We start from the raw sequence: 14,989 nt of genomic DNA on the forward strand, positions 1-14,989 counted from the left end.
CCGGGCCACGCGAGGGTCGCCCGGCTATTGCAAGGTCAGTTCACCTGCTCGTCGAGCCCCTCGGGCTGGCCAACCACCACAAAGGTCAGCGCCTCGGGGTCAAGCCGCTCGCGCGCGACGCGGTTGATCTGTTCCAGGGTCACGGCATTCACCATGTCATTGCGATTGGCGATATAATCGAGCGGCAAGCCGTCCATCTGCATGCCAACGGCAATCGACGCAATCGGGCCGTTGCCCTCGAACCGCAGCGGAAACGCGCCAGTCAGGTAGGTCTTGGCATCCTGCAATTCCTCTGCGGTCACACCTTCATCGCGGATGCGCGCCCATTGATCGCGAATGACGGAAATCGCCTCGGCGACGCGGTCATTTGCCGACGCGACAGACCCCATCCAAAGCTGCGCGGCATCCTTGTCCGCGAGGTAGGAATAGACCCCGTAAGTCAGGCCGCGCTTTTCGCGCACCTCGGTCATCAGGCGGCTTTCGAACCCGCCGCCGCCAAGGATATGGTTGAGCACGAAGGCGGCAAAGAAATCCGGATCGTCGCGATCAACGCCGCGTTGTGCAAAGGCTGCGACGGATTGCGGCGTCTCGAACGGCACCACCTCGACACCGCCGGGCAGGTTCAGATCGGCCTCGGCGGGCAACGGCGCACCCTCTTGCGGCAAATCACCCAGCAGATCGTCGAGCAATGTCGCCAGATCCGCTTCGGTGATGTCCCCGACGGCGCTGATATAGACCTGCTCGCGCGTCAGCCCACGCGCGTGGGCGGCCACGATATCCTCGCGGTTCAGCGCCTCGACGCTTTCGACCGTGCCTTCCAGCTGGCTGCCATAGGGGTGATCGCCAAAGACCAGCCCGTCAAACGCCTTGCTCATCAGATCGCGCGGATCGGTCCGCGCCGATCGCAGGCCGGACAGCACCTGCTGGCGCACCCGCTCGAGCGCCTCGGGTGAAAAACTCGGCTCCACAAGGCTCGCGCGCAGCAGGTCGAGCGCCGCCTCGCGGTTCTCGGTCAGGAACTGCGCGGACACGGCGACCGCATCATCGCTCACGTTATAGCTGAACTTCGCTGCCAGCGCGTCGCGTGCCCGGGCGAACGCTTGCGCGTCCATGTCAGCCGCACCCTCTTCCAGCAGCCCCACCATCAGGTTGGTGGCCCCGCGCGCGTCCTGGACATCAAGCGAGGCACCGCCGCGAAACCGCAATTCCAGCGCCACGAACGGGATCGCATGATCCTCGACCAACCAGGCGGTCAGCCCGCCGGGCGTGGTAATCTCCTTGATATCGACCTCGGCGCGCGCGGGCAGCGCCGCGATCAGCAGGAACAGGCTCAGCAGAATACGGATCATTGGGTCACCTCCGGGGCCATCAGCCAGCCGGTGACCGATTGACTGCGGTCCAGCACTCGGCGCGCGGCCTGCATGATTTGCTCTGGTGTCGTGTCTTGCAGAATGCCCGGCCAGGCCTGCACATCCTCGACCGTCAGCCCTTGGGTCAGCGCACGGCCATAGCGCCGTGCAAGGCCACCGGCATCGTCGCGGTCATAGACTTCCTCGGCCCGCACCTGCATCTTGATGCGCTCCAGCGCCTCTGCGTCCGGCCCGGTCTCGAGAAACGCGGTCAGCGCCTCGTCGAGCGCATCTTCAGCCTGTTGCAGGCTCACTCCGGCCGCCGGCACCACTGCAAGGTCAAACGTCGTGTCATCGAGCGAGGTCGCCGAATACCACGCCCCCACCTGCACCGCGATCTTCTCATTGAATTGCAGCCGCTCGTTCAGGAACGAGGTCTGTCCCCCGCCCAGCAACTCGGCCAGAAGCATCAACGCCGCAGCCTCTTTCTGCGCGCCGCTATCGCGCTCGGGTGCAAGATAGGACCGCGTGACATAAGGCTCCGAGACGCGCGCATCGCGCATCGTCATCCGCCGCTCTGCCAGTTGCGGGGGTTCCTGCGGACGGGTGCGCTCGGGCAGGTCGGTATTGGCCGGGATCACACCGTAATGCTGTTCGGCGAGGCGGCGCACCTCATCCGGGGTCACATCCCCCGCCACGACAAGGATCGCATTGTTGGGTGCGTAATACATCTCGTAGAAGTCGAGTGCGGCGTCGAGATCAAGCGCCTCCATCTCATGGCGCCAGCCGATGATCGGCACGCCGTAGCGGTGGTTGAGATATTGCGTCGCGCTCTTTTGTTCGCGAAAGAGGGCGCTTGGATTGTTCTCGACCCGCTGATTGCGCTCTTCGATGATGACATCGCGCTCGGTGGCGATATCGGCCTCGTCCAGTTGCAGGTTGATCATGCGGTCCGCCTCCATCCCCATCACCAGATCAAGACGATCCGCGGCGATGCGCTGGAAATACGCGGTGTAATCATAGCTGGTAAAGGCATTGTCCGAGCCGCCGTTGCGCGCCACGGTGGATGAAAACTCGCCCGGTTCCATCGTCTTGGTGCCCTTGAACAGAAGGTGCTCCAGAAAATGCGCCACGCCCGAGACGCCGGGCCGCTCATCCGCCGATCCGGCGCGATACCAGACCATGTGCGTGACCACCGGCGCACGATGGTCCTCGATGACCACCACCTGCATGCCATTGTCGAGGGCGAAGGACGTGACCTGCTCTGATGTCTGCGCCATCACGCTAAGGGGCAAGATGGCGGTCAGCGCGGCAAAGAGCCAGACGGTGAGGTTTCGCATGACGGGGGTCTCCGGTCGGTCAGGACTTGGTTTCGATATAGATACGCCTTGCCCGCCCGGATTCAACCATCAGCCTTCAGGCGGCGGCGGGCTTGCGGGGGTCACGATTCCGCGACGGCGCAGACGGCGCTCTTCGGCATAGGCATCGAGCCAGTCACGGCGATACGCCTGCACGTAGTCATCGCCGGGCAGGATGCGCAGCACGTTGACCCGGCCATAAGAGCGGCGGATTTCGCGATCTTCCTGCGCCAAGGTCTGCCGGATGCCGGGCGTGCCGCCATAGCGGTTGGCGTGATTGACCAGCGCGCCGTTGCTCGCGGCGGGGGCCTGCGCATTCACCGCCGCCGGATTGCCACCCAGTGCAGCGACCCCATCGGCCAGCGGGTTTTGATCGGTGCGATTGCTGCCGCCGGGCGTCGGCACCGGCAGCGTCGACAGGTCCTCGGGCGCTTGCAGCGGCTTGCCCGGGATGATCGAGAATTCGTCGGGCCCGTTCCCGGTGTTGCGAATGCGCGTCAGCGTCACGTCGTCATCGCGCGCGCCACAGCCCGCAACAATGGTCGCGGCCAGAAGGATCAAAACGGTCTTGCGCGGCATCTTCATCGCCACTCCCCTGCAACTTTCCCGCTCCTTATCGCATTCCAAGGCCAAGGTCACGAGGGCTTTTTCCCCGCAGGCAACAGAACCAGCCCGAAGGCCCCGACAAAGACCGCGATATCGGCCACATTGAACGCATAGGGATTGTTGATCCCGCAGCACGACATGTTGAGAAAGTCAGCGACAGCACCATAGATCAGCCTGTCGATCACGTTCCCGAGCGCACCGCCGACCAGAAGGCCGGCTGCGATTTTCTGCCACCGGCCCGCAGGCTCATGATGCACCCACCACAGAACCGCACCCGAAATCACCAGCGCCACCGCGATCAACACCCAGCGTGTGACCGGATTGTCACCGGCCATGAGCCCGAAGTTGATCCCGTAATTCCATGCCATGCGCAGGTTGAGATAGGGCGGCCAAACGTCGATCCGTCCAAGCATCCGCAGGTCCATCGCGTGAACCACGAGGTATTTCGTCGCCTGATCGAACAAAAACACCCAAAACGCTGTCCAGTAGAAAAGTCTCATCCGCACACTCAGTGCCGGAAGTGGCGCATGCCGGTCAGCACCATCGCCAGCCCTGCCTCATCCGCCGCCGCGATCACCTCGTCATCGCGCATCGAGCCGCCGGGATGAATGACCGCCGTCGCCCCCGCCTCTGCCGCCGTCAGCAGCCCGTCGGCAAAGGGAAAGAACGCGTCAGAGGCCACGACGCTGCCCTGCGTGAGCGGCGCCGCGAGGCCCAGCGCCTCGGCCATGTCCTGCGATTTGCGCGCGGCGATGCGGCAACTGTCGACGCGGCTCATCTGGCCTGCCCCGACACCCACCGTGGCACCGTCCTTGACGTAGACGATGGCGTTGGATTTCACGTGTTTCGCCACTTTCCAGGCGAAGAGCATATCCGACATCTCGCGATCCGTCGGCGCGCGTTTGGTCACGACACGCAGGTCATCGGCGCTGATTCGTCCGGTATCCTTGTCCTGCACCAGATAGCCGCCCGCCACCTGTTTGATCATGCGTCCCGCAGTCGCCGGATCAGCCAGACCCTCGGTCAGCAAAAGACGCAGATTCTTCTTCTTGGCGAAAATACTCACCGCGTCGTCATTCGCCCCGGGCGCAATCACCACTTCGGTGAAGATGCCGGCGATCTCTTCCGCCGTGGCGCCATCGAGCGGCTGATTGAGCGCGATGATCCCGCCAAAGGCGCTGGTCCGGTCGCAATCGAAAGCGGATTTGTAGGCTTCCAGCAGCGTCGCGCCGCGCGCCACGCCGCAGGGATTGGCGTGCTTGATGATCGCGCAGGCGGGCCCATCGCCGGGCGCAAATTCGCTGACCAGCTCGAACGCCGCGTCGGTATCGTTGATGTTGTTGTAGCTCAGTTCCTTGCCCTGCACCTGCCGCGCCGTGGCGACACCGGGCCGGTCCGAGCCATCCACATAGAAGGCCGCCGCCTGATGCGGGTTCTCACCATAGCGCAAGGTCTGCGCAAGCGTGCCCGCCACGGCGCGGCGACGCGGGGCAGGCTCGTTGATGGCATCCGCCATCCAGCTGCTGACCGCCGCGTCATAGGCCGCCGTGCGCGCATAGGCCACCTGCGCCAGTCGTTGCCGGAACGCATAGCGCGTCTGTCCGTCCTGCGCGTCAAGTTCCGCCAGCAGGGCCGGGTAATCCTCGACATCGACCACCACGTTGACAAAGGCATGGTTCTTGGCCGCCGCGCGGATCATCGCCGGGCCGCCGATGTCTATATTCTCGACGCAGGCGTCATAGTCGCCACCGCGCGCCACGGTGTCCTCGAACGGATAGAGATTGACCACCAGCAGGTCGATGGGGCCGATGCCATGCGTCTCCATCGCGGCCACGTGATCGGCGTTGTTGCGCAGCGCCAGCAGACCGCCATGCACCATCGGATGCAGCGTCTTGACCCGCCCGTCCATCATCTCGGGAAAGCCCGTCACCTCGGCCATGTCGCGCACGGCAAGCCCCGCCTCGCGCAAGCTGCGCGCGGTGCCCCCGGTCGAGAGCAGTTCGACCCCTCGCTCGGCGAGGGCACGGCCCAGCTCGATCAGGCCGGTCTTGTCGGATACGGAGAGGAGGGCGCGGGTCACGGGCGCGAAATCGGTCATCGGGTGTCTGTCCTGCCTTGGCGGTCTCGGGTTCAGTCCTCGGCTTCCGGTTCCAGCACCTCCTCGTGGACATCCCTGATGCCGACGGGGGTATCCTGCGCCTTGGCCAGGGACCATCTCATGCGGGTCGCATATCCCAACGCACGACCGGAGAGAACGATCTGTTTGGTCGCACGCGGTTTGAGCCGCGTCTTTTCAAGATAAACGCTCGGTTGCAAGGACAAAGCGGCCTCGCCATCGGCGCGGAATATCCAGATTTCACCACTGCGCAGCGCGATCGACACCGCAGTGCCCCCCATATCGACCGAAGCGTCGACCTCGGGATGCAGGTGAAACCGGATATCATAGGGCACGCCATTCAGCCGCGTGCCGTCGAGCGCGCGATCGAAACGGCGCTTGTCGGCCTCTGCCACCGCGAGCAGCATATCCTCGCCCGCCAGCCCCCGGCCATCCGCCGAAAGGTCGAGATTGCGAACATGGGTCAGGCCATGGCCGCGCACATACCCATCATGCGCCGTCTCGAAACGCAGCCCGTCAGACAGTTTCGAGAGGGTCGCGGGCACATTGACCGGTGCTTCGCTCAGCCAGTCCAGATGCCGCGCGTCATTGCTCAGCCGCGCGCTCGATCCAGAGGCGAGCACCAGCGCCGAATGCGACGGTGTCGCGCGCCCCGCGCGCCGCCACTCAGCGCCGAAACTCGCGCCCGAACCGCAGTTGACGATCACCGGGCGCCGCCCGGAGGTCAACTCGAAGGCCAGCGTCGAGGCATGCGCCCCCGCCGAGGCCGCGCCCTTGGGCGGCGGGGCGGCATCCACGATCACGCTGGTGCGCCCGGCACTCAGACGGGCAAAGCCCATGGCCAGACCGTCGGGCATGCGCGTCTTGACGCCACTTGCGGCCAGCGCCCCGTCGAGCCGTCCGTCAAGCCCCCTGCCCCCGCCATGAAATCGTGCCAGCGCCCCATCGGCATGGCGCAGGGTGCGCAGCGTCGGCGCGATCCGCTCCACCGCGCGCCAATGCGCCTCCGCCGCCGACTGCCCCGAATCGCTCAACCCCAGAGCAGCCCAGGTGAGCAGCGTGAACACCTCCAGCAACTCCTCGGGGTTGCGCGTCGGAATGCCGCCTGCCGCGTCGATCTGCCGTTCGCATTCCCGCGAGAGCGCGGCGCGCGCAGGCTCGGTCAGACCCTGCATCCCCTCCAGCGACACGCCCGCATAAATGAGCCCGGTCAGCGCCTCGAACCGGGGCAGGCCCGGCGCCGCCGCCTGCCAGCGCCGTGACAGGAACGCCGTCTGCTGCGCCAAAGAGCGAAAGAACGGCGCAGACGCCTCCGACGGTTGCCCGCGCAACAAGAACAGTGCCTGTGATATCCAACGGATCAGCCGCCGACCTGTCAGATCAGGCGTCCATCCCGGCCCGGTGCCCTTGCCGTAGCGCGCGATCCATTCCCATAGCCAGGCCTGCGCCCGCTCGCGCGCCGCCGCGTCCCCCGCAGCGGCCAGGTCATCGAGCCAGCCAAAGCCATGCAATTCGGCCGCGAAGGCCGCGTCCGGCGGCTCGATATCCCAGATCGAGGTCTCGGGGGCCTGCACGAGGCTGCCCGCAAAGACGAAATTTCCGGCACATAGCTGCCGTCCGCGCGCCAGATAGCCGATGCTGCGCGGCTCGGGCTGCGAAATGAACGCCGTTGCCGGACGGCTCATCGCCGCCCGTCGAGCGGCCATACGGTTCATCGCGCGTGACCAGCGCTCTGACAGAGGGTGCAGGTGGAACATGTGCCTCGACACGCTTCTTGCGGCGTTGATGGGTGCACTATAGCCAGCCCATCCGGTCAAGTCACCGCCTGATTGCGTCCCGGTGGGTCAGCATGTGGCGTCAGGGGTGGAAAGGGCGTGATGCGGACCTTGGCGGTTTCAGAGATGAGCCGTGCGGTGCCCGACCGCCGGGTGGGCGCAGCAACCTCGGTGGACCGCACTTTATGCCCGCCAAGCACTCCCGCGTTTTCAATGGCTTGAAACGTTGCAAAAGCGCCCGCCCGAGGGGGCGGTCGGGCGCTGCGCGGCGGCGCGTTCCGCGCCTTGATTCCGCGCATTGGGGCTGAACTTCAACGGCCGCAAAAGGCCAAAACCACCCCTACGCCTTACCCTTTCTGCAAGCACGCCATGTAGAACCCGTCCATCCCGCCGAGATCCGGCCAGTAATCAGGCCGCAAGCGTAGCCCGCCCTCTTCGGTGATCCACTCCGGCGCGATGCCGGGCCGGTCGAGCGCCGCGCGGTCGGCCGTCAGCCCCGCATGCCGCACCAGTGCTTCCTCGACCTGACATTCCCCCTCATCGGGCAAAAGCGAACACGTGCAGAAAACCAGCCGCCCACCGGGGGCCAAAAGCCCGAGTGCATGATCAATCATCGCCGCCTGTATCCCGATCAGCGCGCCGAACTCGGAGCCGTCCTTGGCATAGGGCAGATCGGGATGGCGGCGAATCGTGCCGGTGGCCGAACAGGGTGCATCGAGCAGAACGGCGTCATAAACCCCCGCATGCTCCAGCGCGTCGCCCACCACGCACGTAGCCGTCAGCCCGGTGCGCGCAAGATTTTCCGCCACCCGGGCCATGCGCCGCTCGGATATGTCGAGCGCGGTCACCTGCGCGCCTCTGGCTGCCAGTTGCAGCGTCTTGCCGCCCGGTGCCGCGCAGAGATCGAGCACCCTTTCACCCGGCCTTGGATCAAGCACCTGAACCGGCAGGGCGGCGGCGGCATCCTGCACCCACCAGTCGCCGCTTTCATAGCCCGGCAGCGCCGACACCTGCCCCGCCTCGCGCAGACGGACGGACCCGGTGGGCAGCACCATGCCGCCCAGCCGCGCGGCCCAGGCTTCGGCATCGCTCTTTACTGTCAGATCAAGCGGCGCGCCTTCGAAATGCGCGCGCTCCATCGCCGCGACTGGACCCTTGCCCCACGCCTCCACCAAAGGCTCACGCAGCCAGTGCGGCAGGCCGGGCTGGCGCAGGTCGTTCCATTTCGCCGGAGCTTCCTCGGCCATCTTGCGCAGCACCGCGTTGATCAGCCCCTTGAGGCGATTGTGCCGGGGATGCCGCCCGATGATCGCCACCGCCTCGTTGACCACACCGTGCGCGTCACCGCCCTGCGCCAGTTCCACCGTGCCTGCGCGCAACACATTAAAGACCGGCAAGGGCGGCGGTTTGCGCAGATGCTTCGACAGCAGACGATCGGCGCGCGCCAAGCCGCGCAGCGTGTCCGCCGCCAGACGCTGCGCGCGCGCTCGGTCCGCCGGGGCCAACGCCTCAAGCGCGCCGCCCGCCACCAGTTCGGACATCAGCCGACCTTCGCCCAGCACCTGATCGAGCAGGTAGACGGCAGCAGAACGGGCGGAGTGGACGGTTTTTTTCACGGGTTGATCCTTGGCGAGACGGCAGGCGCGCGATATATCAGCGGCACACGCACAAGGAAAGCCCGGTCATGAGCACCGACGACACCCCTGAGACCCGCGACCTGCCCCCCGCCGCGCAACGCGCACTGGCCGAGGCCGAGGCCCGCCGCAAGGCCGCGCAGGACGCGGACCTGCCCACCGAACTCGGCGGTCGCCGCGAGGGGCTGGAGCCGGTTCGCTACGGGGATTGGGAGAAAAAGGGGATTGCGATCGACTTCTGAGACTGTGGCGGGATCACGGGTCCACGCGCATCCGTCGCTTGCCGGGAATCTCGAACTGCTCGTTGCGCAACCGCACGCCGGTCTGCAGATCCCCCAGAATGACCGTGGTCTGACTGCCGCTGCCGTCATGGATGACCCATTGACGCAACTCGACCGGATCGCCCGTAAAGACCAGGTCGATACTGCCATATTCGGGATGTTCGGGATCCTGCGCGCGCACCGTGGTCGAGGTGCCGTCGCTGGCATGGCCCACCACCATCCGCTCGCGCGTCAGATCGACGTTGTTGGCCAAGATGATCTTGAGCGGCGTGCGGTGCAGCGGATAGCCCACCGGCCCGTCATTCGAGCGCGGATCGATGATGCCCACGGTGTCGCCATCGGCCACCACCAGCGCCTCTTTGGGCGGTGCATATTCGAACCGCACCCGGCCCGGCCGCTTGAGCAATATCTGCCCGGTGCTGATCGTGCCATCATCGTTCACCTGCGTGAACGCGCCCTGCGCGGTCTTGAGCCGGTTGAGATAGAATGAGATTTCCCCAAGCGAAAGCTTTTCCGCCGCCGCCGGGAGGGCCATCGCCGCCCACAGGACGGGAACCATCAGGATACGCATAGATTTCATACTGTCTGCCCAAGCCTTTCCGCAGGATCGTGCTTCCTGCCTTGGCTGGAAACATGGGGGGCCGCGCCCCGACCTGCAATATCACGCATGCTGTTATCCAATAGCAGGGGGCCCGTTCAAGGTGCCAGCTTGCTCTTGCGGGGCGATGACAGTTTCATGTCAGGCTTGGCAAGACGCGCCTCGGGGCCGATCCACGCATAGGCGAGCAAGCAGGGGTCCCGATCGCCCGTGGTGATGCGATGCTCATCACCGGAGCGGTTCAGGATCAGCGATCCCGGCGCGAACACCGCCGCATTGTTTTCCGACCACGCCCCCGACACGGAGATATAGCTTTCCTCGATCTCTTTGTGGCTGTGCTGTGGATAGGTGGTGTTCGGGGCAAACAGCACGAACCCGAGGATCAGGCTGTCGCACTTCACAGGGCCTTGCGGGCCGAGGATTTCGCAATAGGCATATTTCTGGCTCAGCGCCTTCGAAATCCGGTCATACCCGTATTCCCAGGTCAGTTGGTCTTTTACCTCGCGCAGCGCCCGCGCCATGCCCTGCATCGCGGCCCGTTCGCCGAGGTCGAGGGCACGCGGAAGATGCGCCGTCACCGGCTTGGCCTGGCACGCGCGTTCAGTCATTTCCGGGTTGCGCGCCATGGCCGAGGACAACCTGTCGCGCACCCGTTTGCGATGGCCTCGGATGGCCGCGCTGCCGCCCGCAGAGCCATGACGATAGAGCGAGTCGAATTCGCGCAGGAGATAGAGCCAGTTCGGGCAATCCATCAGACGCGGTTCGCCCCCCGCCGCGACGGCGTCATTGGGGATGGGTGTGTCGGACATCTTTCCGTCTCCGCCTTTTGGGGTGGCTGCGTGCGCCGGTCGCGTGACTAACGCCCGAACCGGCACATGCCAAGCAGAGCAGAAGGTCTTTCAGGCCGCAATCGGAAACCCGAGTGACGACAGGTCCGGGATTACTGCTCCGGCACCAGCACCTCGCGCTTGCCGACGTGGTTCGCGGCGCTCACCACGCCCTCATCCTCCATCTGCTCCACGAGGCGCGCGGCCTTGTTGTAGCCGATCGCGAGCTTGCGCTGAATATAGGAGGTGGAACATTTGCGGTCTTTGATCACGATGGCGACCGCCTGATCATAGAGTGCGTCCTCGCCATCGGTGTTGCCGCCCGTCGACAGGCCAAGCACCGCGTCGATACTGTCGGCCTTGTCCTCGTCGGGGCCTTGCAGCACGCTGCCGACATATTCCGGCGGCCCGTAGGCCTTGAGATGGCTCACCACCTCCTCAACCTCCTCGTCGCTCACGAAGGGGCCGTGACAGCGGGTGATCTTGCCGCCGCCCGCCATGTAGAGCATGTCACCCATGCCCAGAAGCTGCTCGGCGCCCATTTCGCCCAGAATGGTGCGGCTGTCGATCTTCGATGTCACCTGAAAGCTGATCCGAGTGGGGAAATTGGCCTTGATCGTGCCGGTGATCACATCGACCGACGGGCGCTGCGTGGCCATGATGAGGTGAATGCCCGACGCCCGCGCCATCTGTGCAAGACGTTGAATGCAGGCCTCGATCTCCTTGCCGGCGACCATCATCAGGTCGGCCATTTCATCGACGATGACGACGATATAGGGCATCTTCTCGGGTGCGAATTCCTCGGTCTCGAACACCGGCTCGCCGGTGTCGTCGTCAAAACCCGTCTGCACGGTGCGGCTGAACAGCTCGCCTTTCTTCAGTGCCTCCTCGACGCGGCCGTTATAGCCGTCGATATTGCGCACGCCCATCTTGGACATCTTGCGGTACCGGTCCTCCATCTCGGCCACCACCCATTTGAGCGCGACCACGGCTTTCTTGGGGTCGGTCACAACGGGCGACAGCAGATGCGGGATGCCGTCATAGACGCTGAGTTCCAGCATCTTGGGGTCGATCATGATCAACCGGCACTCATCCGGCGTCAGCTTGTACAAGAGGCTCAGGATCATCGTGTTGATCGCCACGGATTTACCCGAGCCGGTGGTGCCCGCGATCAGAAGGTGCGGCATCTTGGCGAGGTTGGCGACGATCGGATCACCGCCGATATCCTTGCCCAGCGCCAGCGGAAGGCGCTGATTGCCGTCGCCATAGGCGCGGCTCGACAAGATTTCGCGAAAACCAACCATCTCGCGGTTGTCATTGGGCAGTTCGATCCCGATCACGCTGCGCCCCGGCACGGTGGACACCCGGGCGGAAAGCGCCGACATCGAGCGCGCGATATCATCGGCCAGCCCGATCACGCGGCTGGCCTTGAGGCCCGGCGCGGGCTCCAGCTCGTACATCGTCACCACGGGGCCGGGGCGCACGCTCACGATCTCGCCCTTGACGCCGTAATCGTCTAGCACGTTTTCCAGCATGCGCGCGTTTTCCTCCAGCGCCTCGTCGCTCAGGTGATGGCGCTCGATGCGCGTCGGATCCGATAGCAGGCTCAGCGGCGGCAATTCGTATTTGGGCAGCGCGGGCTCTTCGAATTGCAGCGCGGGTTGTGCTTCGGCGATGGCGCGGGTCGAGGGCTGCGGTGCCTTGCGGGGCGTGTGCTGCACGACCTTGCGCGGTTCCGGCACAGGGATGCGCGGGGCGGCCTGGGGCTGCGGCGCGGGCTCGGCCAGATAGGCCGCCATCTCATCGTCCATCTCGGACTCGGGGGCATAAAGATCATCGCGTTCGATCACCGGATCCAGCTCCACGGGCGCAGGCGCCACGGTCTCAGCGTGACGCGCGGTCAGCGGCGGCTCGGGCGGCAAGCCCTCGCGCGGCGCGGTGTTGAGGATCAGCGGATCGGGCCCACGACCCCGGCCCTTGGTCAGCGGGGCGACCGAGGCCGCCTGCACCGCCGGGTTCTGCCGCACACGGGCGCGGATCACGTCAGAGATGCGTGCCTTGATCCGGTCATCGGCGGGCTGCTCCGCCTCGCCATGATAGCTTTCTGATTCAACGAGTTCCGGCTCCGGCATCGGATCGGGACGGCGCATCAGCATCGGCATGCGCGCCAGCAACCCGCCGGGTTTTTCCGCCGCCGCCATTTGCGGGGCGGCACCCAGAACCGGCTCTGCGCGGCGCACTCGCGGGGCCTCCGCGACCGGCGCGTCATCCTCATAGATCACCGCGTCGGCGCGGCGCGCGCGGCGCTCGGCCATACGGGCCTGCACCGCCTGCCCGGCCTGCGCCATGCCACCGGCCCCATGGCCCAATAGACGCATCAGCCCAGAATAGCTCACGATCACGCCGACCAGCAGAAAGCGTGCGATCCGCCCCAGTTCAAACCGCGTGAAGCCAAGAACGAAGGCCCCGAAAAGCAGCACGCAGAGGCCCATGACAACCGACATCAACTTCAACCCGAGGCTCGCCGCCACCGGCAGAACACCAAGAAACGTGCCAAGGATCGTGTCGCCGAAAAGCCCGCCGAGACCAAAACTATGCGTTGCGGCCCAGGCCTCGCCGGGGGCAAGCGTCGCGGCATAAAGCGACAGCACCGCCAGCCAGATTGGCGCGAAAATCAGCCGTCCGGTCGCGCGCTCTTCGCCCAGATGCAGGGCGAACCGCACGCCCCATGCGCCCAGCACGATCGCAAGACCCCAGGCCCCCCAACCGATGATCATGAAGAGCGGAGAGGCGATGGCCGCGCCGACGCGCCCCATCCAGTTCTGCACCGGTTCATCCGTGGCACTCACCCAGCTGGGATCGTCGGGACTGTAAGAAGCAACCATCGCCGCCGTCATCAGCGCGATGACTACCAGCACGAGGCCCAGCAATTCCTTGCCGCGCTTTTCGATCGCCTCGGCCGTCGTGCTATCCAGCAATGGGTCGCGTCCACGTGTCTGATATGCCATCTCGTCCCTCGTCCTCGATCATCCGTAAAGACAGTCGCGCAGGCGGGTCAGCCCGTGCGCCATCTCGTCCTTCGGGGCCACCATCGCGGCCCGAATATACCCTTTGCCGGGGTTCTCGCCCCCGGCCTCCTGCCCCAGATAGGCCCCGGGCAGAACCCGAACGCCGGTCTCCTGCCAGAGCTGCAGCGTCGCCGCCTCACCATCCGCGACCGGCAACCACAGGAAAAACCCCGCCTCGGGGCTGTGATAGCCGGGCAGGTTGCCGAAAATCTCATCCGCGATCTCGTATTTTTCACCGTAGAGACGGCGGTTTTCGATCACATGGTCCTCATCGGTCCAGACCGCCGCCGCCGCGTGCTGCAATGGCATCGGCAGCGGGCTGCCTGCATAATTGCGCAACTGCTTCATCGCCTTGATGCTTTCGGGGCCCGCCGCGACAAAGCCCGAGCGCAACCCCGGCAGGTTCGACCGCTTCGACAGGCTGTGAAAGGCGACGATCCGCTCAGGGTCGGCACCCAGTTCCTGCGCCACCTGCAACACACCCACGGGCGGGGTATCGCGGTAGATCTCGGAATAGCATTCATCGGCAAAAATGCGGAAATCGTGTTTTTCGGCCAGCCGGATCAGGGTCGCCCAATAGTCCCGCGTCGCGACTGCGCCCTGCGGGTTCGAGGGCGAGCACAGATAGACCACGCCCACCCGGTCCAGAACGTCGGGCGCCACCGCGTCGAAATCCGGCAGATGCCCGGTGGCCTGTGTCGCGTTGAGGAACATCGGCTCCGCCGCCACGCTGAGGGCTGCCACCATGTAGACCTGATAAAACGGGTTCGGCACCAGAACGATGGGTTTGCCGCCGCGCTTTGTCTCTGGGCAAAGCGCCATCATCGCATTGTAAAGCCCCTCACGCGTGCCGTTGAGCGCCATCACCCGGGTCGAGGGATCAAGCGTCACGCCATAGCGCCGCGCGACCCAGTCGGTGATCGCCTCCAGCAGCGCGGGCATGCCTTCATTGACCGGGTAATTGCCAAATCCATCGGCATTTTGCGCAATGATATCAACGATCCAGCGCGGAAAATCATGCTTTGGCTCGCCGATAGTCATATGCACGACTTCGCCGCCCGGTTGATGGGCGTCAAGCAGGCTCCGCAGGCGCGGAAACGCATAGGCCGGAAGGTTCGAAAACCGCTCGGGAAACATCTGATACTGCCTCAAGGTTCGGGATCATTCACGCCCCGTTTGATGCGAATCTACCCAAGCACTTGCGTCAGGTCCAGCAAAACCAAGGGCTTGACAGGGCGAATGTGGCATTTTTGGCAAGTCCCCCCTGCCCGGACCCACAAAAACGGCTGGCCACGGCACGTTCCCCGGCACCTTCTCATAGCCATGCAAAGGCCGGCCCCCTATATTCACGGGGCAATGAGACCGCGAGGGGAGACA

Annotated in this window: 12 protein-coding genes; 1 reads left to right on the forward strand and 11 read right to left on the reverse strand. The window is 65.1% G+C overall.

The window, feature by feature from the left end:
- Positions 1-35 precede the first annotated feature (35 nt).
- The 7 genes from BMX04_RS10615 to BMX04_RS10645 form a co-directional block, all read right to left on the reverse strand.
- The gene (locus tag BMX04_RS10615; protein WP_074786285.1) at positions 36-1,349 is read right to left on the reverse strand and encodes a M16 family metallopeptidase; all 1,314 of its coding nucleotides are present in this window, start codon (positions 1,347-1,349) and stop codon (positions 36-38) included.
- Positions 1,346-2,689, reverse strand: a complete 1,344-nt coding sequence (locus tag BMX04_RS10620; protein WP_074786287.1) for a M16 family metallopeptidase — start codon at positions 2,687-2,689, stop codon at positions 1,346-1,348. The genes BMX04_RS10615 and BMX04_RS10620 overlap by 4 nt, the downstream gene beginning before the upstream one ends.
- A 69-nt stretch (positions 2,690-2,758) precedes the next feature.
- Positions 2,759-3,292 (reverse strand): DUF3035 domain-containing protein, encoded by a 534-nt coding sequence (locus BMX04_RS10625; RefSeq protein ID WP_050662480.1) that lies wholly within the window; start codon positions 3,290-3,292, stop codon positions 2,759-2,761.
- 50 nt (positions 3,293-3,342) lie between these two features.
- Positions 3,343-3,813: a signal peptidase II gene (gene lspA / locus BMX04_RS10630; protein WP_050662479.1), complete on the reverse strand. Its 471-nt coding sequence runs from the start codon at positions 3,811-3,813 to the stop codon at positions 3,343-3,345.
- 8 nt (positions 3,814-3,821) lie between these two features.
- A complete protein-coding gene (gene purH, locus BMX04_RS10635; protein ID WP_074786289.1) occupies positions 3,822-5,411 on the reverse strand; it encodes a bifunctional phosphoribosylaminoimidazolecarboxamide formyltransferase/IMP cyclohydrolase in 1,590 nt (529 codons plus the stop codon).
- 32 nt (positions 5,412-5,443) lie between these two features.
- Entirely contained in the window at positions 5,444-7,186 is a 1,743-nt protein-coding gene (locus BMX04_RS10640) for a heparinase II/III family protein (RefSeq protein WP_074786291.1), read from the reverse strand.
- Positions 7,187-7,551: 365 nt separating this feature from the next.
- Entirely contained in the window at positions 7,552-8,820 is a 1,269-nt protein-coding gene (locus tag BMX04_RS10645; protein ID WP_074786293.1) for an RsmB/NOP family class I SAM-dependent RNA methyltransferase, read from the reverse strand.
- 68 nt (positions 8,821-8,888) lie between these two features.
- On the opposite strand from BMX04_RS10645, the gene BMX04_RS10650 reads away from it, so the two are divergent.
- On the forward strand, positions 8,889-9,080 hold the full coding sequence (locus BMX04_RS10650; protein WP_074786295.1) for a DUF1674 domain-containing protein: 192 nt from the start codon (positions 8,889-8,891) through the stop codon (positions 9,078-9,080).
- Between the two features lie 13 nt (positions 9,081-9,093).
- Here the strand turns inward: BMX04_RS10650 and BMX04_RS10655 are convergent, their stop codons facing one another.
- From BMX04_RS10655 to BMX04_RS10670, 4 genes are all read right to left on the reverse strand, one after another.
- Positions 9,094-9,699 (reverse strand): LolA family protein, encoded by a 606-nt coding sequence (locus tag BMX04_RS10655; protein WP_074786297.1) that lies wholly within the window; start codon positions 9,697-9,699, stop codon positions 9,094-9,096.
- 116 nt (positions 9,700-9,815) lie between these two features.
- Positions 9,816-10,526 carry a dimethylsulfonioproprionate lyase family protein gene (locus BMX04_RS10660; protein ID WP_074786299.1) on the reverse strand — a complete coding sequence of 237 codons (711 nt, stop codon included), beginning with the start codon at positions 10,524-10,526 and terminating at the stop codon, positions 9,816-9,818.
- A gap of 131 nt (positions 10,527-10,657) precedes the next feature.
- Positions 10,658-13,552 (reverse strand): DNA translocase FtsK, encoded by a 2,895-nt coding sequence (locus tag BMX04_RS10665; RefSeq protein WP_074786301.1) that lies wholly within the window; start codon positions 13,550-13,552, stop codon positions 10,658-10,660.
- Positions 13,553-13,570: 18 nt separating this feature from the next.
- Entirely contained in the window at positions 13,571-14,749 is a 1,179-nt protein-coding gene (locus tag BMX04_RS10670; RefSeq protein WP_074786303.1) for an aminotransferase class I/II-fold pyridoxal phosphate-dependent enzyme, read from the reverse strand.
- Between the last annotated feature and the right edge of the window lie 240 nt (positions 14,750-14,989).

This window comes from Roseovarius tolerans, from assembly GCF_900109855.1.
Lineage (GTDB): Bacteria > Pseudomonadota > Alphaproteobacteria > Rhodobacterales > Rhodobacteraceae > Roseovarius > Roseovarius tolerans.